Annotated in this window: 20 protein-coding genes and 2 pseudogenes; 9 read left to right on the top strand and 13 right to left on the bottom strand. The window is 38.1% G+C overall.

The features are described from left to right. Window positions 1–209: 209 nt before the first annotated feature. Both JCM12304_RS17725 and JCM12304_RS17720 read left to right on the top strand, forming a co-directional pair. Window positions 210–1696: pseudogene (locus tag JCM12304_RS17725) on the top strand (IS1182 family transposase). Window positions 1697–2240: 544 nt separating this feature from the next. Next, a complete protein-coding gene (locus tag JCM12304_RS17720; protein ID WP_060681850.1) occupies window positions 2241–2966 on the top strand; it encodes a SurA N-terminal domain-containing protein in 726 nt (241 codons plus the stop codon). A gap of 18 nt (window positions 2967–2984) precedes the next feature. Here the strand turns inward: JCM12304_RS17720 and hisC are convergent, their stop codons facing one another. From hisC to hisZ, 9 genes and pseudogenes are all read right to left on the bottom strand, one after another. Then, a complete protein-coding gene (hisC, locus tag JCM12304_RS17715; RefSeq protein WP_060681849.1) occupies window positions 2985–4076 on the bottom strand; it encodes a histidinol-phosphate transaminase in 1092 nt (363 codons plus the stop codon). Beyond that, complete coding sequence (gene hisIE, locus JCM12304_RS17710) at window positions 4069–4710, bottom strand: bifunctional phosphoribosyl-AMP cyclohydrolase/phosphoribosyl-ATP diphosphatase HisIE (protein WP_060681848.1); 642 nt, start codon at window positions 4708–4710, stop codon at window positions 4069–4071. Before hisIE ends, hisC begins: the two co-directional genes overlap by 8 nt. Continuing rightward, window positions 4701–5480: an imidazole glycerol phosphate synthase subunit HisF gene (hisF, locus tag JCM12304_RS17705; protein ID WP_060681847.1), complete on the bottom strand. Its 780-nt coding sequence runs from the start codon at window positions 5478–5480 to the stop codon at window positions 4701–4703. The genes hisIE and hisF overlap by 10 nt, the downstream gene beginning before the upstream one ends. Beyond that, on the bottom strand, window positions 5470–6189 hold the full coding sequence (hisA, locus tag JCM12304_RS17700; RefSeq protein WP_060681846.1) for a 1-(5-phosphoribosyl)-5-[(5-phosphoribosylamino)methylideneamino]imidazole-4-carboxamide isomerase: 720 nt from the start codon (window positions 6187–6189) through the stop codon (window positions 5470–5472). Before hisA ends, hisF begins: the two co-directional genes overlap by 11 nt. Beyond that, on the bottom strand, window positions 6186–6791 hold the full coding sequence (hisH, locus tag JCM12304_RS17695; RefSeq protein ID WP_019378990.1) for an imidazole glycerol phosphate synthase subunit HisH: 606 nt from the start codon (window positions 6789–6791) through the stop codon (window positions 6186–6188). The genes hisA and hisH overlap by 4 nt, the downstream gene beginning before the upstream one ends. Window positions 6792–6810: 19 nt before the next feature. Beyond that, window positions 6811–7395, bottom strand: a complete 585-nt coding sequence (gene hisB / locus JCM12304_RS17690) for an imidazoleglycerol-phosphate dehydratase HisB (RefSeq protein WP_019378991.1) — start codon at window positions 7393–7395, stop codon at window positions 6811–6813. After that, a pseudogene (hisD, locus tag JCM12304_RS17685) lies at window positions 7395–8668 on the bottom strand (histidinol dehydrogenase). The gene hisB and the pseudogene hisD overlap by 1 nt, the downstream one beginning before the upstream one ends. Window positions 8669–8674: 6 nt before the next feature. Further along, complete coding sequence (gene hisG, locus JCM12304_RS17680) at window positions 8675–9301, bottom strand: ATP phosphoribosyltransferase (RefSeq protein ID WP_060681845.1); 627 nt, start codon at window positions 9299–9301, stop codon at window positions 8675–8677. Next, window positions 9302–10552 carry an ATP phosphoribosyltransferase regulatory subunit gene (gene hisZ / locus JCM12304_RS17675; protein ID WP_060681844.1) on the bottom strand — a complete coding sequence of 417 codons (1251 nt, stop codon included), beginning with the start codon at window positions 10550–10552 and terminating at the stop codon, window positions 9302–9304. A gap of 115 nt (window positions 10553–10667) precedes the next feature. Here hisZ and JCM12304_RS17670 point away from each other — a divergent pair, with 115 nt between their 5' ends. The 4 genes from JCM12304_RS17670 (at window position 10668) to murB (ending at window position 13873) form a co-directional block, all read left to right on the top strand. Next, on the top strand, window positions 10668–11465 hold the full coding sequence (locus tag JCM12304_RS17670) for a histidinol-phosphatase HisJ family protein (RefSeq protein WP_060681843.1): 798 nt from the start codon (window positions 10668–10670) through the stop codon (window positions 11463–11465). 222 nt (window positions 11466–11687) lie between these two features. After that, entirely contained in the window at window positions 11688–12068 is a 381-nt protein-coding gene (locus JCM12304_RS17665; RefSeq protein WP_026041503.1) for a YbaN family protein, read from the top strand. A gap of 7 nt (window positions 12069–12075) precedes the next feature. After that, entirely contained in the window at window positions 12076–12894 is an 819-nt protein-coding gene (locus tag JCM12304_RS17660) for an alpha/beta fold hydrolase (RefSeq protein ID WP_060681842.1), read from the top strand. Between the two features lie 118 nt (window positions 12895–13012). Next, window positions 13013–13873 carry a UDP-N-acetylmuramate dehydrogenase gene (gene murB / locus JCM12304_RS17655; protein ID WP_369813187.1) on the top strand — a complete coding sequence of 287 codons (861 nt, stop codon included), beginning with the start codon at window positions 13013–13015 and terminating at the stop codon, window positions 13871–13873. A gap of 178 nt (window positions 13874–14051) precedes the next feature. Here murB and ehuA read toward each other — a convergent pair whose 3' ends face one another. The 4 genes from ehuA to ehuB form a co-directional block, all read right to left on the bottom strand. Beyond that, complete coding sequence (gene ehuA, locus JCM12304_RS17650) at window positions 14052–14822, bottom strand: ectoine/hydroxyectoine ABC transporter ATP-binding protein EhuA (protein WP_019378999.1); 771 nt, start codon at window positions 14820–14822, stop codon at window positions 14052–14054. Then, a complete protein-coding gene (gene ehuD / locus JCM12304_RS17645; RefSeq protein ID WP_019379000.1) occupies window positions 14822–15532 on the bottom strand; it encodes an ectoine/hydroxyectoine ABC transporter permease subunit EhuD in 711 nt (236 codons plus the stop codon). Before ehuD ends, ehuA begins: the two co-directional genes overlap by 1 nt. Beyond that, the gene (ehuC, locus tag JCM12304_RS17640; protein ID WP_256200862.1) at window positions 15532–16191 is read right to left on the bottom strand and encodes an ectoine/hydroxyectoine ABC transporter permease subunit EhuC; all 660 of its coding nucleotides are present in this window, start codon (window positions 16189–16191) and stop codon (window positions 15532–15534) included. Before ehuC ends, ehuD begins: the two co-directional genes overlap by 1 nt. Before the next feature lie 123 nt (window positions 16192–16314). Next, the gene (ehuB, locus tag JCM12304_RS17635) at window positions 16315–17217 is read right to left on the bottom strand and encodes an ectoine/hydroxyectoine ABC transporter substrate-binding protein EhuB (RefSeq protein WP_060681840.1); all 903 of its coding nucleotides are present in this window, start codon (window positions 17215–17217) and stop codon (window positions 16315–16317) included. Between the two features lie 387 nt (window positions 17218–17604). Between ehuB and JCM12304_RS17630 the strand changes: the two genes are divergently transcribed. Genes JCM12304_RS17630 through JCM12304_RS17625 form a run of 3 tightly spaced genes read left to right on the top strand, consistent with a single transcriptional unit; the run spans window position 17605 to window position 19688 of the window. Beyond that, window positions 17605–18525: a ketopantoate reductase family protein gene (locus tag JCM12304_RS17630; RefSeq protein WP_019379003.1), complete on the top strand. Its 921-nt coding sequence runs from the start codon at window positions 17605–17607 to the stop codon at window positions 18523–18525. Window positions 18526–18546: 21 nt separating this feature from the next. Then, window positions 18547–18711 carry a YtzI protein gene (gene ytzI / locus JCM12304_RS19200; RefSeq protein ID WP_071648146.1) on the top strand — a complete coding sequence of 55 codons (165 nt, stop codon included), beginning with the start codon at window positions 18547–18549 and terminating at the stop codon, window positions 18709–18711. Then, the gene (locus JCM12304_RS17625; RefSeq protein ID WP_060681839.1) at window positions 18708–19688 is read left to right on the top strand and encodes a Gfo/Idh/MocA family protein; all 981 of its coding nucleotides are present in this window, start codon (window positions 18708–18710) and stop codon (window positions 19686–19688) included. The genes ytzI and JCM12304_RS17625 overlap by 4 nt, the downstream gene beginning before the upstream one ends. Window positions 19689–19999: the final 311 nt, after the last annotated feature.

Here is a 19999-nt window from a genome sequence, read left to right as displayed (position 1 = left end):
AAAAGTGGTTAGATATTAACCCGCTATTTATGGTTTAAAGCAGATACAAATTGATTGGAGTGGAGGGCGGCGACTCCTGCCGGAATAGCATGAGGCCACTGAAAAAGTCCTCCATATATTAGGAGAAGTTATAATATTAGGAGAAGTTATAGAATCTGTGTTTTATCTTTAGTATACTAGGGTTACTAAATAAGAAGCGGTGATTTTTGATGATAGAACAACAAACTTCCTTGATCCTTAGTCCGTATGCGGAACTTTACGATAAGCTAATTCCCAAAGATAATTTTTTGCGTCGAATAAATGAACTCGTGGACTTCTCTTTTATCCTAGAAAAGTTACAAGATAGATATTGTAGGAACAACGGGCGGAATGCCGTCCATCCGATTCGGATGTTTAAGTATCTTTTACTGAAGCAAATTTATGATGTCTCCGATGTCGATATTGTCGAACGCTCCAAAACCGACCTGGCTTTAAAATATTTTTTAGATATGGCGCCCGAGGATGATGTAATTAACCCAAGTTCTTTAACGAAGTTTCGCAAGTTACGGATTGAGCCAACGAAAGAAGAATGGGACAAGGGCGAAGGAAGTCTGTTAGATGATCTGATTCAAAAGACCGTAGAGGTTGCGATCGAACAGGGTGTAATTGAAAGTAAAACAATTATTGTGGATGCCACGCATACGACTTCTCGCTATTGCGCAAAATCTGCCAGTGAATACTTAAAGGAAAAAGCCAAATTAGTTCGAAAAACGGCCTATAAATTCGATGCTCGATGAAAGAAAAATTCCCAGAAAAACCAACAGGCAGTGATATCAATGAGGCCAGGGAATACTGTGAAAAAATGTTGGAAGTCATTGAAAAAGAGGAAGCAATAAAAGGCGTTCCTGCCGTTAAAGAAAAGGTAAATTACTTACAGGAAGTGCTCACGGATTGTCAGACAGAGGCCACGCAATCCAGTGACCCGGACGCCCGGATTGGTCATAAATCACAAGATCACGCATTTTTTGGCTATAAATCACATCTTGCGGTCACAAAAGAACGGATTATTACCGCAGCGTCCGTAACGACAGGAGAAAAAAGTGACGGAAAATATTTGAAGGAACTCGTGAACAAATCCAGAGTAGCGGGAATGGACGTAGACACCGTTATTGGCGACACAGCATACTCAGGGACAGATAATTTAACGTTTGCGCAACAAGAAGGAAACTTCCAGTTTATTACGAAATTGCATCCGGTTATTACGAACGGGAAACGCAACGAAGATGACGGTTTTGAGTTTAATAAAGACGCGGATATGTTTGCTTGTCCCGCCGGGCACTTGGCCGTGAGAAAGCGAATAAAACGACGCAAAGCTGGTGATAACCGAAACCATCAAATGAGTTATTACTTTGATGTGGAAAAATGTAAAAAGTGCCCGTTGCAGGCAGGGTGTTATAACGGGACAAAAACGAAGAGCTATTCGGTGACGGTGAAGGCTGCAGTGCACGCAGAGCACGAGAAGTTTCAAGAAACAGAACTCTTTAAAACCCTCGCCAAAGATCGCTATATAGTGGAAGCGAAAAATGGAGAATTAAAAAATCAACACGGGTACGATCAGGCTAGTAACTCGGGTTTATTAGGCATGGAGCTGCAAAGTGCGACCACCATATTTGTAGTGAATCTGAAAAGAATATTGAAGCTAATAGACCAAAAATAAGGAATGAGAGAAGCAAACGAGATGAAGAAAGATCAAATTTATCCATTTTTTGGGATGAATTTGATCTTTTTTATTTTTCTACCCCATCCTATTTTTTAATAAGGTAGTTTTTCAGTGGCCTCGAATAGCATGAGGCGAAGACCCTGGACGGAGCGTAGCGGAGGAAGCGGCTGAGGCCATGCCGGCGGAAAGCGTCCGCATGTAACGGAAATCAATGGGGATTACCTCTTCAACTATTTCAATGAGCTATCCAGCAACACAGTTATTTTACATAATCTAAACACGAATAGTTAGTTCGCATTTTACTCCAAATACGCAAGGAATAAATGGTGTATACCTCTGTAAAAGTGATAAAAGCTTAGAACCAAGCATTTTGTGGCAAAGATACGGAATGGGGCTCATGTTTTGTTACCGAAATGTTATTAACCCTATTGAAACCAGTCACCGCCTTATGTCCAGAGAGAATTGGCTGTTTTACCTACTTGAAATGTGGACATGATATATGTTTGAATGTAACTACCTACTAAAGAAAAGAGGGAATTAGATGAAGAAAATTATAATGGTGTTAGTGGCCCTAACGTTTACGATAGTATTGGCAGCATGTGGAGATAATGAAGAAGAAAATGCAAAAAAAGATGAACAACAATCTGCGAATAAAACGGAAGAACAAGCTCAACCACAAGAGCAAAATGTTGAAGTAACTGAAAAAGAAAAAGTAGATGAAAAGACTCCGGTTGTTAGCATTAATGGGGAAGAAATTAAAGGGGAAACTTATAATCCATTATATATGCAAATAAAAATGCAAATGGCTCAATTCGGTCAAGATGTAAGTGATGTAACTGCAGTGAAAGACCAGACACTTAATATGATTGTTGAACAAAAACTGATTCGTAATGATGCAAAGGATAAAGGGCTAGAAGTAACAGATAAAGAAGTTCAAAAAGAATTTGACACAATTAAAGAGCAGAATGGCGACCAACTGAAAAAAGTATTAAAACAGTTCAAGATGTCGGAAGAAGACTTTAAAAATCAGTTAGCAAATGATCTTGTAACCCAAAAGTATATAGATTCTGAGATCGATGTTAAGGTAACAGACAAAGAAATCGAAGAATACTACAATAAGATCAAGGAACAAAACAAAGAAATAGGTAAACTTAAAGAAGTAAAAGAACCTATTAAATCTCAATTAAAAAAGGACAAAACATCTAAGAAGCTACAAGAGAAAGTGAAAAAACTAAAAGAAGATGCAGAAGTTGAAAAAATGATTTAATACTAAAAGAAGCATCAGCTAATTATTGGCTGATGCTTCTTTTGAATTTTTCTTTTCTAATATATAATCCAGCTTCTCAAAGAAGGCCCTCATTTGTTCATCTGTTCCAATTGTAATACGTAAGTAATTATCAATACCTGGACTTTGAAAATATCTAATCAGAATTCCATTTTCCTTAAACCATTTATATAGATCTTCCGCAGCTTCTTTATAATGTGTGACGAAAATAAAATTGGCAGAAGAGGGAAGGACACAAAACCCTCTTTTTTTCATTTCCGAAGTTACCCATTCACGAGTTTGCTTTATCTTTGTTATTGTATAATCGAAATAAGTAGTGTCTTTTAATGCAGCTTTTGCCCCTGCAATTGCCAGACGATCTATTGTATAAGAATTAAAAGAATCCTTTATTCTGTTTAGGCCTTCAATTAGTTGCTTGTTTCCTAACGCAAAACCTACTCTTAATCCAGCAAGTGAGCGAGATTTAGAAAAGGTTTGGATAACAAGCAGATTTTCATACGTATTAATAAGTGATACTGCGGATGCCGAAGCAAAATCAATATATGCTTCGTCAATAATGACGACACAGTCGGGATTATTATCTAAAATTTCCCGAATAGCTTGGAGATCTAAATAAATACTTGTAGGAGCATTCGGATTTGGGAAAATAACCCCACCATCCGCTTGGAAAAATTTCCCGACAGGCAAGGTGAAATCTCGGTTTAATGCAACCTTTTCATATGGAATATCAAAAAGCTTTGCATAGACAGGATAGAAGCTGTAGGAGACAGCGGGAAATCGTATAATTCTACCTGGGTCAAAAAAAGCCATATATGAGAAGGCTAGCACTTCATCTGACCCGTTTCCGACAAATACCTGATCTTTATTCAATTGATAAGTGGTAGCAAGCTCCTCCCTAAGATCATCTACAGTTGGGGAAGGATAAAGCTGAAGGTTAGTGTCTATTTCTGACTGTATTGCTTCCTTTACTTGTTGAGAGGGCGGATAAGGGTTTTCGTTTGTATTGAGTTTAATTAAATTGGATACGTTCATCTGTTCTCCAGGTACATAGGGAGAACTTCTTTTTACTGCTTCACTCCAGAACTTACTCATCCTTGCCACCTTCTTTTTGAATATGCCTTTTGCGTAATTCCTTTTTTATATCTGAGATGGATACACCAAGTAACTCCATTAATACAAGTGAGTGATAAGTAAGATCAGCAATTTCCCATGTGACCTCTTGTTTATCATTATTTTTTGCTCCAATGATTACTTCGCTCGCTTCCTCGCCGACCTTCTTTAGGATCTTATCTATCCCTTCGTTAAATAAATAAGTAGTATAGGAGCCGTCTTTTGGATTATTCCTGCGCTTTTGAATGCGTGAAACTAAGTCAGGTATTACGTTGTGATTTACTTCCTCCTGCTGATACAATGCGTTTGTAAAACAGCTTTCGCTACCAGTATGACAAGCTGGTCCCAAAGGCTCTACCTGTACTAATAAAGCATCTGCATCACAGTCAAAAGTAATTTTTTTTACTTGTTGCTTATTTCCGGATGTTTCTCCCTTGTTCCACAATTGCTGTCTTTTTCTACTGTAAAACCATGTCTCCTTTGTTTCTATTGTTCGTTGTAATGCCTCTTTATTCATGTAGGCAAGTGTCAGCACCTTACCAGTCTCTGCATTCTGGACAATAGCCGCTATTAAATCATTATCATCAAAATTTAGTTGGCCAGTGTTTAATTCCAAGGTGTCACTCTCCTTTTCCTAACAGGAACTCCATTTTCAGCTAAAAGCTGTTTTAATTGGGATACTGAAATCTCATTATAGTGAAATACCGATGCAGCAAGTGCAGCGTCTGCTACGTCGGGCTGTAATACGTCTTGAAAGTGTTCTAATTTACCTGCGCCACCACTGGCTACAATTGGGATATTGACTGATTGAGCAATTGCCTTTGTTAGGGAGAGGTTGTATCCATTTTTCTCTCCATCTGTGTCAATGGCATTTATTACAATTTCGCCTGCACCAAGTTCTTCTCCACGTTTTGCCCATTCCAGTGCGTCTAAGCCAGTATCTATTCTCCCGCCATTTGTATACACAGTCCAATTTCCATCCTTATTTTCTTTTGCATCAATTGACAACACCACACACTGGCTACCAAACTTCCAAGCTGCTTCTTGTATGAGTCTGGGATTGTCGACAGCAGCACTATTTATAGAAACTTTATCAGCTCCGGCACGAAGAACCTTATGGAAATCGTCTATTGCGCGGATACCACCGCCGACCGTAAATGGAATAGCAACTTCAGCTGCTACCTGTTCTACCACATCAATGAAAATATTCCTAGTTTCATTGGAAGCTGTAATATCATAAAATACAAGCTCATCTGCCCCGTCTTCGTTGTATTTTTTAGCTAGAGACACAGGATCTGCAACATCTTGAATATTTTGGAATTTCTTCCCTTTAACTACTCTTCCTTTATCTACATCCAGGCATGGAATAATTCGTTTAGCGAGCATACGGATCACCAACTAAATCTTCTAGTGATAAGCTGCCATCATACAATGCTTTACCGATAATGGCACCATAGAGCTGCAAATCAGCCAGCCTGCTAATATCTTCTTTTGTAGTTACTCCGCCTGAAGCAATTATATTAGTAGAGGTTGCCTTATTGATTGTTTCAAGTTCTTCAGAGTTTGGGCCCTGCAGCATACCATCTTTTAAAATGTCCGTATAAATAACAGTTTGAATACCGATTTCCTCTAACTCTCTTATCAGATCAACTGCCTTGACTTTACTGGTTTTTGTCCAGCCATCAGTTGCAACATAACCATTTCTTGCATCAATGGAAACGGCTACTTTATTCCCGTATTCAGTAACAGCTTTCCGTAAAAAATCTTTATCATGAATAGCCGCAGTACCAATGATTACACGCTTTACACCAGCATTAATATAGGTTTCGATGGTGTTTAATGAACGAATCCCTCCTCCAACTTGAACTGGTGCCGCAATTGTCTTTGCAATTTCTTCAATAACCGGTTTATTTATAGATTCTCCGGTTTTAGCTCCATCAAGGTCCACGATGTGTATGAATTCTCCTCCTGACTGTTGCCACTGTTCAGCTATCGTAACAGGAGAATCACTGTAAATTTTCTCTTTGTTATAGTCACCTTGGGTAAGTCGCACACATTTTCCATCCTTTATATCAATTGCCGGAAATAAAATCATCCAATCAACTCCTTGAAATTTCTTAATAGCTGTAGCCCTGCTTCGCCACTTTTTTCCGGGTGAAATTGCATTCCTATTACATTATCCTGCTGGACAATTGCTGGTACAATTCCTCCATAATTGGTACTGGATACGAGTGTATTCTGCTGATAATCCTGAACAGCATAAGAGTGGACAAAATAAACATATTCTTCCTCTACTGTATCCTTTAACAAGGGACTGTTACGATGTTTTGTTAGTGTGTTCCATCCCATATGTGGAACTTTGACCGTATCATTCATTTTTTTTACGTTACCTTTAAGCAGACCCAGTCCTTCCCAAACTCCATCCTCATAGCTATTTTCATAGAATAATTGCATACCAAGGCAAATACCTAAAAGCTTCTTTCCGTTAGAGACCTCTTCTTTTAAGGTTGTTGCTAAACCGGACTGTTGCAGTTCATTAATAGCATCCTTAAATGCTCCTACCCCAGGGAGGATAATAGCGTCACTGTTTCTTATTTGTGTTGCGTCCGTAGTAACACATGAATGCATATTTAGCTTCTTTAACGCAAACTGCAAACTCTTAATGTTGCCAGCTCCATAATCGACGATTGCAATCATTATGATCAAATCCTTCCTGTTAAAGTATGCCTTTTGTTGATGGTATCCCGTTAATTCTAGGATTAATTTGACTTGCCTGATCAAGAGCACGTCCAAACCCCTTGAAAATAGCTTCAATAATATGATGGGAGTTTTTCCCGTAGTCGAGGTTTATATGGAGTGTTAGTTTTGCGTTACTTGCAAAAGCTTGAAAAAATTCTTCCACTAACTCTGTATCAAAGTTACCAACTTTATCTTTTAGTCCATCAACATGGTAAACGAGAAAGGAGCGCCCACTTATATCTAAGGAGATAGTCGCCAACGCTTCATCCATAGGTGAGGTAACTGCAGCATATCGGGTAATTCCTTCTTTATTACCGAGGGAGTTGGTGAACGCCTGCCCTAATGCTATTCCAATATCTTCAACTGTATGGTGTTGATCCACTTCTAAGTCGCCATCACATTTTAATTGAAGATCGAACAATCCATGCTTAGTAAAGAGAGTGAGCATATGATCAAGGAAACCAATGCCTGTTTGTATTTTGGAGTCCCCTGTTCCATCTAACTGAAGCTCCAGGGAGATATTCGTCTCTGTTGTTTTTCGATCAATTTTATACGTACGCATTAACGTTTCCCCTTTCTTATTTCAATCGAATTAGCATGTGTTGTTAATCCTTCTGTATTGGCTAACTTAATAATAGAATTCGTAGCTTTGTCTAATGCCGATGAAGAGTAATTGATAATGCTAGAGCGTTTTACAAAATCATAAACTCCTAATGGAGAAGAAAACTTTGCAGTTCCATTTGTTGGAAGTGTATGATTTGGTCCAGCAAAGTAATCACCAAGTGGTTCAGGAGAATAATTACCAAGGAAAATAGCCCCGGCATGTTTAATTGCATGAAGGTTATCCATTGGATTCTCAATCATTAATTGAAGATGTTCTGGCGCAATGGAATTAATTAATTCAAAGCCTTCACTTAGATCATTTACAAGTATAATCCGTCCATTTAACTCTAAGGATTTCTGTATAATATCCTTTCTTTCTAACTGTTGTACTTGTTTTTCTATCTCGGAGTTAACCTTATTAGCTACTTCCCGATCTGAAGTTATGCATATAGATGTTGCGGATTCATCATGCTCTGCCTGTGAAAGCAAATCAGCGGCAATATAACTTGGCGGAGCACTTTTATCGGCAAAAATACATATTTCACTGGGGCCAGCGATCATATCAATCGCAACATCACCGTACACCCATTTTTTTGCACGTGTACATAGGCATTACCCGGACCTACAATTTTTGCTACCTTTTTAATTGTTTCCGTTCCATAAGCCAAAGCTGCTATTGCCTGAGCACCACCTATTTTATACACTGTTTGTATCCCCAGTTCATTGGCAGCTGCCAGTACATATGGATTTACCTTACCATTAGGCTGAGGAGGGGTAGTGATAACTATTTCCTCTACGCCAGCCAGTTGCGCAGGGATAATATTCATTAATGCGGTCGATGGGTAAGCGGCTTTTCCGCCTGGAATATAAACGCCGACCCTTTCCAGAGGGGTGACCTTTTGTCCGAGCATAATGCCATCCGGTTTCGTATAAAACCATGATTTTTCCTTTTGGGCTTCATGAAAATCCTTAATGTTGCTTTTAGCCTGTATTAAAGCAGACAGAAAGTCATCAGTGACCAAGTCATTTGCTTCTTTAAATTCCCTCTCCGAAACAATCAGATTTTCCAGATTGACACTGTCGAAGGCTTCTGTGTAGTCGTACAATGCACGATCACCTTTCTCTCTGACCTCTCGGATGATTTCTTGAACTACGTCATCGAGCTGGACATCAAGCTGCGTAGAACGTGTATTTTTTTGTTGTAAGAATGTTTCTGTAGTAATCACTTCCATATAAGTTCACTCCAAGGCTTCTTTCAGCTTCTCAATAAATAGCTGAATAGAAGCAGATTTTGTAGCAAAGCTCGCTTTATTAACAATTAGTCTCGTACTAATGGCTTCTACCTCTTCTAATATAACTAAGCCGTTTTCCTTTAATGTCGTACCAGTTTCAACAATATCTACGATGAAGTCAGCTAGACCGATAAGGGGCGCTAATTCCACGGAACCATTTAATTTAACGGTATCCACTGTTTGCCTCTTTTTTTGAAAATGCTTTTTTGTGATATTAGGGTATTTTGAAGCAATGGTAAGTGTTTGATTTGTCCCAAGCTCTGTGTTTTGTTTGCCAGCAACTACAAATTGGCACTTTCCTATTTGTAAATCTAACATTTCATATACATCTGCTTGTGCTTCCAAAATATTGTCTTTTCCAACAATGCCTATGTCAGCTGCTCCTTTTTCTACGTAAGTTGGAACATCCACTGCTTTAACAAATAATAGTTTGATTGATTTATCGTTATTATAAAAAATTAGTTTCCTGCTATCTTCGTGGAAATCCTCAAATTCAATATTCATTTTTTCCAGTAATGCAATTGTGCTTTTGGCAGTTCGTCCTTTAGCCAAGGCTAACGTTATTGATTCCACTTACACACCCGCCTTTCCAGAGCTCAAAAAGGAAATAAGCTCATCTATATTCTTGAATTCAAACTCGCCTGCTTTTGTTTGCGCTTGTTTTTTCTCTATTGTCATCATAATTATTTTTGAGGTTGGTTGGTGATCATTCTTCCATTTACTGAGGGGGAACGTTAGAATCCGATAACCTTTGTTCCGTAAAATACATGCTGCAGATAGAGCGTTTTCTTGATGGTTATCATCATAGTAAAGTTGAAAAACATCTTCTTCCATGTTTGTTGCATCCAACTTATTCTGTTCATATGCTTGCAAAAGGAGATCAAAATGAAATGCAAAACCAATTGCAGGAAGTGTTTTTCCAAATTGTTCTCCAAGATGGTCGTACCTGCCTCCCATGAGTATAGGTTTTCCCACTTTATCTATGAATCCTTGAAAAATTACCCCTGTATAGTAATTCATATGGTTTATTAAACCCAAATTTAAAGATACAGATTCTCTAGCTCCATACATATCTAGTAATTTAATTACTTCACTAAGGTTTTCCAAGGTAGCTTGCATGTCCTCGTTTATCACATACTTTTTAGCCTGCTTCATAATCTGATTAGGGTCCCCGTGTAATAACGGGATGGCCATTATGGCTCTTTTAATCTCCTCATTAAGAGAAAATCGATTCAGAAAAGGTTCGATCTCTGCCAGATTTTTGGATTGGATAAGTGTCTGCAGTTGCTCTGTTTCTTGTTTTGAAAATGCAGCTTGTTCCATTAATTCCTTAAAATAACCAGCATGACCAATTTCTATTTTAAAGTTTGGAAATTTAAGATCTTTCAGGGTATGAATAGCCAGCATAATTACTTCCGCATCCACTTCTGGAGGATTTTCGCCAAGACATTCGACCCCAGCTTGTGTATGCTCCTTCTGCCTGCTTTCATCATTTGCTTGACGAAAGACATCCAAAACATAGAAATACCGGAGATTGCCACTAACTGTGTTTTCTTCCAATGCAGCCATCCGAGCGATAGGAGTAGTAACATCTGGTCGCAGTACAAGCACTTGTCCTGTAGAATCAATAACTTTGATCATATCATCTGTTTTAACCGTCCCACTTACGAGGGAATACATATCATAATCCTCAAATGCTGGGGTACGTACTTGATTATATCCATAGGTAGTAAAGCGATTTTTAAGTTTTGTTACAAGCTCTTCTCTAACCAGAAAGTCTTCCATACTATTTCTGACGCTGGCAGGGTAAACATAAGATTTCATATTTGCAGCTTCCTCCACTTCATTACTTTATCGCTTTATTACTTTATCTAAGTAAAGTTATATAGTATTCTAATAATTAATAACTAAAATGTCAACCTAGGGGGAGAGAAATATAATGTTTGATTTTCATATTCATAGTAATTTTTCAGCAGATTGTGAGACACCAATGGAAAAAACAATTGAGCAGGCAATTAAATCAGGTATTAAAGAAATCGCGTTTACAGAACATATTGATTATGAATATCCAGATCCGTCCATTGTTTTTGATTTTGACCAGGAAGCGTATGATAAAAAAATAAAAGAGATGCAGATAATATATGCAGACAAAATTAAAATAAAGAAGGGTATAGAGATTGGAGTACAGCCTCATTTACTTGAAAAGTATAATGAACTAATTAGTAGAAACAGTTATGACTTCATCATTTGTTCCATGCACACTGCCGATAAGAAAGATCTACATTCCGGAGCATTTTTTAGTGGCAAAACAATTGAGGAAGCCTATCAGCTGTATTATGAGGAACTGCTTTATTGTGTGCAAAATTATTCGCATTATAGTGTACTTGGGCACCTTGATTTGGTGAAGCGTTATACAAAAGAAAAGAGCAAACGAAATTTTCATGAAATTATTCGCGAGATCTTTCGCATTATTGTTTCAGAAGGAAAAGGAATCGAATTAAACAGCTCAGGAATTCGATACGGGCTTGAAAGTGGAATGCCTAGTCCAGATATTTTAAATTTATATAAAGATTGTGGGGGAGAAATCATAACCATAGGTTCCGATTCTCATGTAGAAAGCACAGTAGGCTATGAATTAAAGGAAGGATTGCAGCTTTTAGAGTCTGTAGGTTTTAAATATGTAGTAACATTTACCAACCAAGAGCCTGAGTTTCATCGTATTGACGAACTAATATAGCTTGATTTATAAATCTTAGAACAAAATTATTTAACGACTGTAATGAGATCATGAAGGACATTGGAACAAGTTTATTCATGTGTAATGTCTATCATCGACTTCTCTCAAGGAATTAAAACAGCCTACGTGGGAAAATGTTCGGATATTTGTCGTTTCACTTAGGTGGAGGCACGTTTAAAATGATATACTAAAGGGGATTACATTTTAGAGCTGGTGATGCAAATGGATTATTTTAAAAAGACGTTATTGGTTATCGTTGGGTCTCTTTCCTTGGCAATCGGGATTATTGGAATCGTCTTGCCGCTCATTCCAACTACACCGTTACTCTTGTTAGCGGCGGCATGCTATATTAGAAGCTCTAAAAAATTATATAATTGGCTGATAACTAATAAATATTTTGGATCATATATCGAGAATTACCGTTCAGGAAAAGGAATTCCCCTAAAAGCAAAAATTATTAGTATCCTTTTAATATGGATATCTATGTCTTATACAGTAATATTCGTCATTCCTTTGCTAGCAGTGAAGTTACTTTTATTAGCCGTAGCTGGTTATTTTACATGGTTTATTTTAAAACAGAAAACATTGCAAAAAGGTGTGTAAAAAAGGAATGTCTTTGAAGAAAAAGCAACTAACAGGAATTACATTCATAAGCCTTGCCGTAGTAGGAGTTGTTTTCCTATTATATGTTCCAGATAATACGCAATCCGAATATGAACCTGGAATCCCCACCGTTTTTGTACACGGATATAAGGGGACAGCTAATTCCTTTGACTTTATGTTAAACCGATTCGAAAATAAATATAATTGGGGAAACAAGGCAATTGTCTATTATGTATCAGCCTCAGGAAAAGTGGAGGAACATAATTTAAATAAAGGTAGAAAAGAACCAACCTTTATTCAAGTGGTTTTTCAAAATAACCGAGCAAGCTTTGCTACGACATCGTTTTGGTTAGCCTCTGTTTTACAGCAATTAAAAGAAAAATATGAAGTAGAAAAGGTTAATCTTGTGGGACATTCGATGGGAGGAATTGTCTCGTTAAAGTATATCAAGGAATATAATGAAAAAGCATACCCATCGGTTGCTAATTTTGTTACCATTGGAAGTCCATATGATGGTATTTACAGTGATGCTTATTTTCGGATACACCATGATCCTGCTGCAGAAGATTTAAAGCCTCAATCAAACGCGCTCAAGAGATTAAGAGAAGGTGAGTTTCCTAAAGGCATAAATGTTCTAAGTATTGCCAGTACAGGCGATACCGTGGCAGTCCCAGAAAGTGTACACGCATTACGAAGTATTATACCAAGTAATCAATTAGAAGAAGTAGTTATTGAAGACCCGGAACTTGGTCATAGTGCTCTTCACGAAAACGTTCAAATCGATCAATTAATTCACTCTTTTTTGTGGCAAGATCGAGAGCAATAACTTACAATGTAGAAGATGATTAATTACAGTTAGGAATAATTTTAAGGGAATGATAAGAGTGGCAGAATATCGTCATTTGTATGAGAAACTAACGGAGGTTACGCCACCAAAGAACGTTATGGTAGATGAACCTTTAAGAAATCATACGTATACACGTCTTGGTGGAAAAGCTGATTTTCTTGTTACACCAGAGACATATGAACAAGTACAGGAAATTGTGAAGCTTGCCAACCATCAGGAAGTAAAGTTTACGCTTCTTGGAAATGGATCTAATTTAATTGTAAAAGATGGCGGGATTCGCGGTATTGTAATGAATCTGAAAAAATTAACTGCAATTCGAATAGATGAAACATCCATCGTTGCCCAGAGTGGAGCAAGGATTATAGATGTATCCAGAGAGGCTCTAAAAGAGGAACTAAGTGGTTTGGAATTTGCTTGTGGAATCCCTGGTTCTGTTGGAGGAGCTTTGTTCATGAATGCTGGTGCATATGGTGGGGAAATAAAGGATGTTTTAGTTAGTACAAAGGTTGTCGATCGAGATGGGAAGCTTTTAACCTTAACAGCGGAAGAACTGGATTTGGATTATCGTACCAGTAATATTCCTGATAATGGTTATATTGTTTTAGAAGCTACCTTCTCTTTGGAAAAAGGAGAGTACAAAGCGATTAAGGCAATTATGGATGACTTGACCTTTAAAAGAGAATCAAAGCAGCCATTGGAGTATCCTTCCTGTGGAAGTGTATTTAAGAGGCCACCTGGATATTTTGCCGGAAAACTAATACAGGATAGTGACCTTCAAGGACAACAAATAGGAGGGGCACAAGTTTCCGAGAAGCATGCCGGCTTTATCGTAAATAAAAGTGAAGCCACTGCTAGTGAATACATTGATTTAATCCACCACGTACAGGCCACAGTGAAAGATAAGTTTGGCGTGACTTTAGAACGTGAAGTGAAAATTATTGGAGAAGATTTAAATTAATAGAAATAGAAACTGTGTGCGTATGGATATGCGGACACAGTTTTTTAGTTCTTAGGGGACTATAAAATTTAGCTTCCATATATATGGTGGGGCGTTCTTCTTTTCAAAGAAGGCTCCCTGTAATCTATCCAGTTACAGATAAAGGCAGTACCTCTCAAAAGGAGGTACTGCCTTATGTCTAGCTTCTGAATCTGTGCAGGAAGCTTTGAAGTCTTTCGTTTTTAGAATGCTCGATGACTTCGCTTGCGGAACCTTGCTCAGCTATCACGCCTTCATCAAGGAATAGCACTTTATCTGCCACATCCAAAGCAAAGTCCATTTCATGAGTTACTAAGATCATTGCCATTTCTCCTTCTTTAGCAATGTCGCGAATTACCTCTAACACCTCTCCAACCAATTCGGGATCCAAAGCAGAGGTCACTTCATCGAACAGCATGACCTTTGGGCGCATGACCAGTGCTCTTGCCATAGCTACACGTTGTTTTTGCCCACCTGAGAGCTGACTTGGATAGTTATCCAGTTTATCTCCAAGCCCAACTTTTTCAAGCATTTCTATGGATCGTTGCCGAGCTACCTTTTTTGCTTCTTTCTTTACATGAATAGGTGCCGTCATACAATTCTCCAAAATGGTCATATGAGGAAATAGATTGAAATGCTGAAAGACCATACCAATATCTCCTCGTACCTCACGAAGATGCTTTTCATTTGCCGCAACAAACTCACCATTCTTTTCCATTTTCCATAGATTTTGGTCGCCTACGAATATATCTCCTGAAGTAGGCTGTTCCAATGTCATCAGCATTCGAATAATGGTCGTTTTTCCGGAACCACTCGGGCCAATTACTGCCACCTTTTCTGCCGGCTTTATTTCTAAATCAATTCCTTTTAATACATCTACATCTCCAAATGATTTATGAACATCCTTAAATGTAACAATAGGTTCTGTCATTATGTGATCGCTCCTTCACTACTTTTTAACGCTTCTTTTTTATCAAATCGTCGATTCATTTTTCTTTCCAGCTTGTTAATCAGGATAGCAGAAGGATAGCTTAATACTAAGAACAATATAGCTACTATTGTTAGCGGTTCTAAATATGTCCAGTATTGAGAACCATAGCTGTTAGCCATATGCAAGATACCCACAACCCCAATTGTAGATGCTAAAGGTACTTCCTTGAACATGATAATCAAGTAATTTCCCAGCATAGGAATAGTTGGTGGAATTGCTTGCGGTAAAATTATTTTCGTCCACTTCTTTCCAGTAGGATAATTTAATGCTCGAGCAGCTTCCCACTGGCCTTTGTCTACACCATCGATCCCGGAACGATATACTTCACCAATATACGTACTAAAGTGAATTCCTAGTCCAAGTACAGCGCTGGTAAATGGACTTAAGGTCATGCCAATTCCAGGAACCATTGGCCATGCGTAATAAATAAAAAATAACTGAACAAGTGGTGGGGTGGATCGGATAAATTCCATAATCCAAGTGACAATCCAGTTTAGCGGTTTAAAAGGGACCCTTCGTAGGAAAATCCAAACAAACCCAAATATAAGAGCAAACAGATAACAAGTAAGTGTTAATCCAATTGTTATACCCAAGCCTTGTAGAACAATAGGGAAGGCATCTAAAAAGACATCCCAGCTCCAATTTTCCATTAGCTAGCAACCCCTTTCTTAGAAATGCTCTCCATTTTCCGCGTTAAAAATATTAACGGAAGTGCAAGAATGAAATAGAATACAAGTACGAGTAAATATACGATTGGTGCCTGTGATAAATTTGAACTTCGTAAAATATCTCCGTAATACAAAATATCATGTAATCCAATTAAGGAGACGAGAGAAGTTGCTTTAAGCATCTGAATGAGATAGTTTCCGAATTCTGGAAGCATCATTCGCACTGCTTGTGGAAATATAACGAGCCGCATGCGTTGAAATCGAGACATGTTTAAAGCAGTAGCAGCTTCTGACTGTCCTTTGGCGACGGATAGAATAGAACCACGTACGATTTCTGACATATATGCTCCGTAATTTAATGCAATAGCAATAACACCAGCCCACCAGTCACTACCTAAATCAATGCCGAACAAAATTGGAATTGCGTAATAAAGCCAAAATAATTGAACTATAAGTGAGGTACCACGGAATATTTCTACATAGAAGCCAGTAAATTTTCGGAGTACGATATTATTTGAGAGACGACATAGTCCAGCAATAAACGCAAACAAATAGCCGAAAAAGGCTGAGGCGATAAGAACCGTGATTGTTATGTTTATCCCCTTCATAAGAGCGGGGAATATTTCCTCAATTGCACTAATGGTAATCACTCCCTTTTATAATTTTAGTAAGTATTCCGAAAAAACATAGGGTCTGACTCCCTGGGCGAGGGAGCCGGACCCTATGGAGTAATCAATCTATTTATCGTTCAGCTTAGCTATAAATTAATATTCACCATTACAAACTTTTTCAGTAGTAACCTCAGCTTCCACCATATTATTCTCTTCACTAAAACTGTTTTTCTCTAATAGTTCTGCAACTGTTCCATCTTCTTTTAACTCTGCAAGCTTTTCATTATACGCATCGCGCAGGTCAGTATTATCTTTGTGAAATGCAGCTGCTCCGTAACTAGGTACCCCGTCAATATCCGGCTGCTCAAATCCTTCCACAAATTCTAACTTGTCTGAACCTGCAGACTCCAATGCCATTTTAATCGTCATCTCTGTTCCGGTCGTAGCGTCGGCTCTTCCTGATTCAACAGCAGAGAATGTAGCTGGAATATCAGGTGCGCTTTGAATTTGTTTTTCGCCTACACCCTCGGATTTAAGAAATTCATTTTCTGTCGCCCCCGCCATTACAGAAACAGTCACATCCGGGTTATCAGCAATGTCTTTGTAGCTCTTCAACCCTAATGGATTGCCTTTTTGTACAATCAGACCTTCCCCATACTTCATTTCTGGCTCTCCAAATGCAACATTTTTACAACGGTCCGGGTTAATAGCCATACCAGCAGTAATCACATCAAATTTTCCTGCTTTAAGACCAGGGATCAACTGGCCAAAGTCTGCTAGCTGTGAATCCATTTCTTCTATACCCAGCTCTTTAAAAACTGCAGCTGCAATATCAACCGCAGCACCTTTTAACTCTCCATCTTCTTCGTAAGCATACGGCTTCTCATTGGCAAATCCAATCGTGACCTTCCCCGCATCCTGTAGTTCTGCTAATTTACCGCTTTCTCCATCACTGCTGTTTCCTTCTCCGCTAGCGTCTTCACTGCTATCCGAACCGCATGCAGCTAAAGCAATTAATGATAATAATAAAATAGATGTAAGTAATATTTTCTTCATCTTAACTAATGACCTCCTTTAAATTTTTAAACATAGATACTAAGTAGTGGTGAGGTGTCTTTTATCCTAGGTATAAATCACCCCAATTGATGCAAAAAAATAGTATGGTCGGAGTTATAGGGGGGGTAAAAGCATTATATTTTAATGGTATAGGTATTGCGTATTTGGTTCAATCTCTATATTTTTAGATAATTCTTAATTAACCCCCAAATTATTGATTTAAATGAATTTAATGGAAGTATATAGATATATGCTCTGTTATCATCATTTTAGCTATTGGATACTCGTTATTTGCTTGGGAAATAAACTTGAATGAAAAGTAAATAGACAAAACAATATAAAAAAAAGTACCATGAAGATAGTAAAATAAAGCTTGGAGGGGATGGCGTGAGATTAGTTATACTGGGAGCAGGGGCTTTAGGAGCTTATTTTGGATTGCGTTTTCACGAAGCAAATGCAGATGTTACATTTTTAGTAAGAGAAAAAAGAGCAAAGCAGCTTAGAGAAAAAGGGTTAAAGATCCATAGTAAACAAGGAGATTATGAAGTTAACGATTTAAAAATTGAGACAACTGCTGAAAATATCCCATCAGCTGAGGTCGTAGTTGTTGGTGTAAAAGGATATCACTTAGAAGGTACCCTTGCGCAGCTGGATGTATTGGTGAAAAAAGGAGCATTTATCCTGCCAGTTCTAAACGGGATAGAGCATATTGATGTTTTGCAGGAGCGATATGGCCATGACCGCGTGTTAGGTGGTCTTGCATTTATTATTGCCACTCTGGATGAAAATGGACATGTCGTTCATTCAAGTGATTTTCATGATTTGGTTTTTGGAGCTTTAGATCCGAAACAAGAACAAGTGTGTGAACAACTGGATGAGCTTGCAGCTAAAGCAAATATGGATGCCAAAAACAGCATATCTATTTCACAAGAACTATGGAAAAAATATATGTTTATAAATGCCTTTTCCGGAATAACAACAGCAGTTAATTTGCCAATTGGACCGGTAAGAGATCAAAAGCCAACCTTTCATCTTGCAGAAATGATTGTGCATGAAATGAAATTACTCGCCAACAGTTATGGAGCTGAGCTTGCTGATACGGATGCTGAGAAGGCAATAAATAATCTGCTTCATCTCGATAAAGAAGCAACCTCATCCATGCATCAAGATCGCCGAAAAGGATTGACTCTTGAGGTGGAGCATTTACATGGTGGAGCTCTTCGTTTAGCTGAGAAAAAAGAGCTATCTCTTCCATATATAGAAGCAATTTATGGAACAATAAAACCATATGAACACCCGACAGAATAAAAAGAGAGGAATTATATAGACATGTCAACAACAACGATTGTAAGCATAGTTTCTATTCTAGTAGTAGCTATTGTGTTAATTTTGTCGCTTGTTACGATATCAAAAGGATATGGTTATAAGCATTCTATCGACCCTCATCCAGATGAAAAGAAAGAGAAAGACAAGGAAGGAGACGATAAAGAGTGAAGTTTTCTATCATTGGTACAAGTTGGATTACAGAATTATTTATAAAAGCCACTCAGCAGACAGGATTGACCACATTGCATTCTGTTTACTCAAGGAAAGAAAAGTCAGCAAGAGAATTTGCACAGAAACACGGAGCTATGCATTGGTTTACTGACATGGCTGATATGTTAGCTGATAATGAAACAAATTTTGTTTATATAGCTTCTCCTAATAGCTTTCATTTTGAGCATACTATGAAATGCCTGGAGAGTGGGAAACATGTATTTTGTGAGAAGCCCCTTGTATTTACGGAAAAACAGTGGGGAAAAGTTAAACATAAAGCAGATGAGCTCGGTCTCTATGTTTTCGAGGGTTATAGGCACCTGTTCTCACCAAATTATCATACACTTAAATCAGAATTGAAGAAGGTCGGTAAAGTTCGCAGTGCGATGTTTCAATACATTCAATACTCTTCTAAATATGATCGATTTAAAAATGGAGAGGAACCCAATGTATTTACAAAGGAATTTGCTGGTGGAGCATTAATGGATTTAGGTGTGTACCCACTTAGTATGACAATCGATTTGTTTGGTGAGCCACAAGAAATTCATTACTTTCCAGTACATTTATCGAATGGGATTGATGGGAGCGGTACACTCATTTTGGAATACGGCGAATTTAATGTAACCATTCTGTGTTCGAAAATTGCCCAAGCAACAATACCTTCAGAAATTCAAGGTGAAGATGGTACGTGGACGATGGACCATATCTCTCCTATTGATAAGTTAACTTTCTATGACAGAAAGACCAAGAATACAAATGAGTTTGCAGAAGAGCAAGAAGATGTAGACATGATTTATGAACTCAATGCTTTTATTAATATGATAAACCAAAAAGATAAAGCTTCTTATGAATTATGGATGGAGCGGAGCAGGCAGGTTGCCAAGTGGACGGAAATTGCTAGAAAGAAGCAAGGTATCCTTTTTCCTGGGGAATAAAAAAAAGTTGCACAACCTCGGTCGTGCAACTTTTTTCATAGCTTAGGAAACTGAAAATTTTGGTCCTTATATATAAGTTGGGTTGTTCAATGATTCGCAAAATAGATAAACTGCGACGTAACTTGATTGTTTGCAAATGGCCGTTTTAGAAAATAATGTATAGTGAAAAAAATTATAGCTAGTTTGCGAATGTCCCCGGCGGATTGCTTCGCTCTGCAGCCGATTAGTTTTCTCTCCGGCGGATTGCTTCGCTCTGCAGCCGATTAATTTGTTCTCCGGCGGATTGCTTCGCTCTGCAGCCGATTAGTTTT

Source organism: Virgibacillus halodenitrificans JCM 12304, assembly GCF_001310895.1.
GTDB classification, from domain to species: domain Bacteria; phylum Bacillota; class Bacilli; order Bacillales; family Amphibacillaceae; genus Virgibacillus_Q; species Virgibacillus_Q halodenitrificans.
Note: the sequence above shows the minus strand (reverse complement) of the source record. Positions and strands in the feature narration are given on the sequence as shown.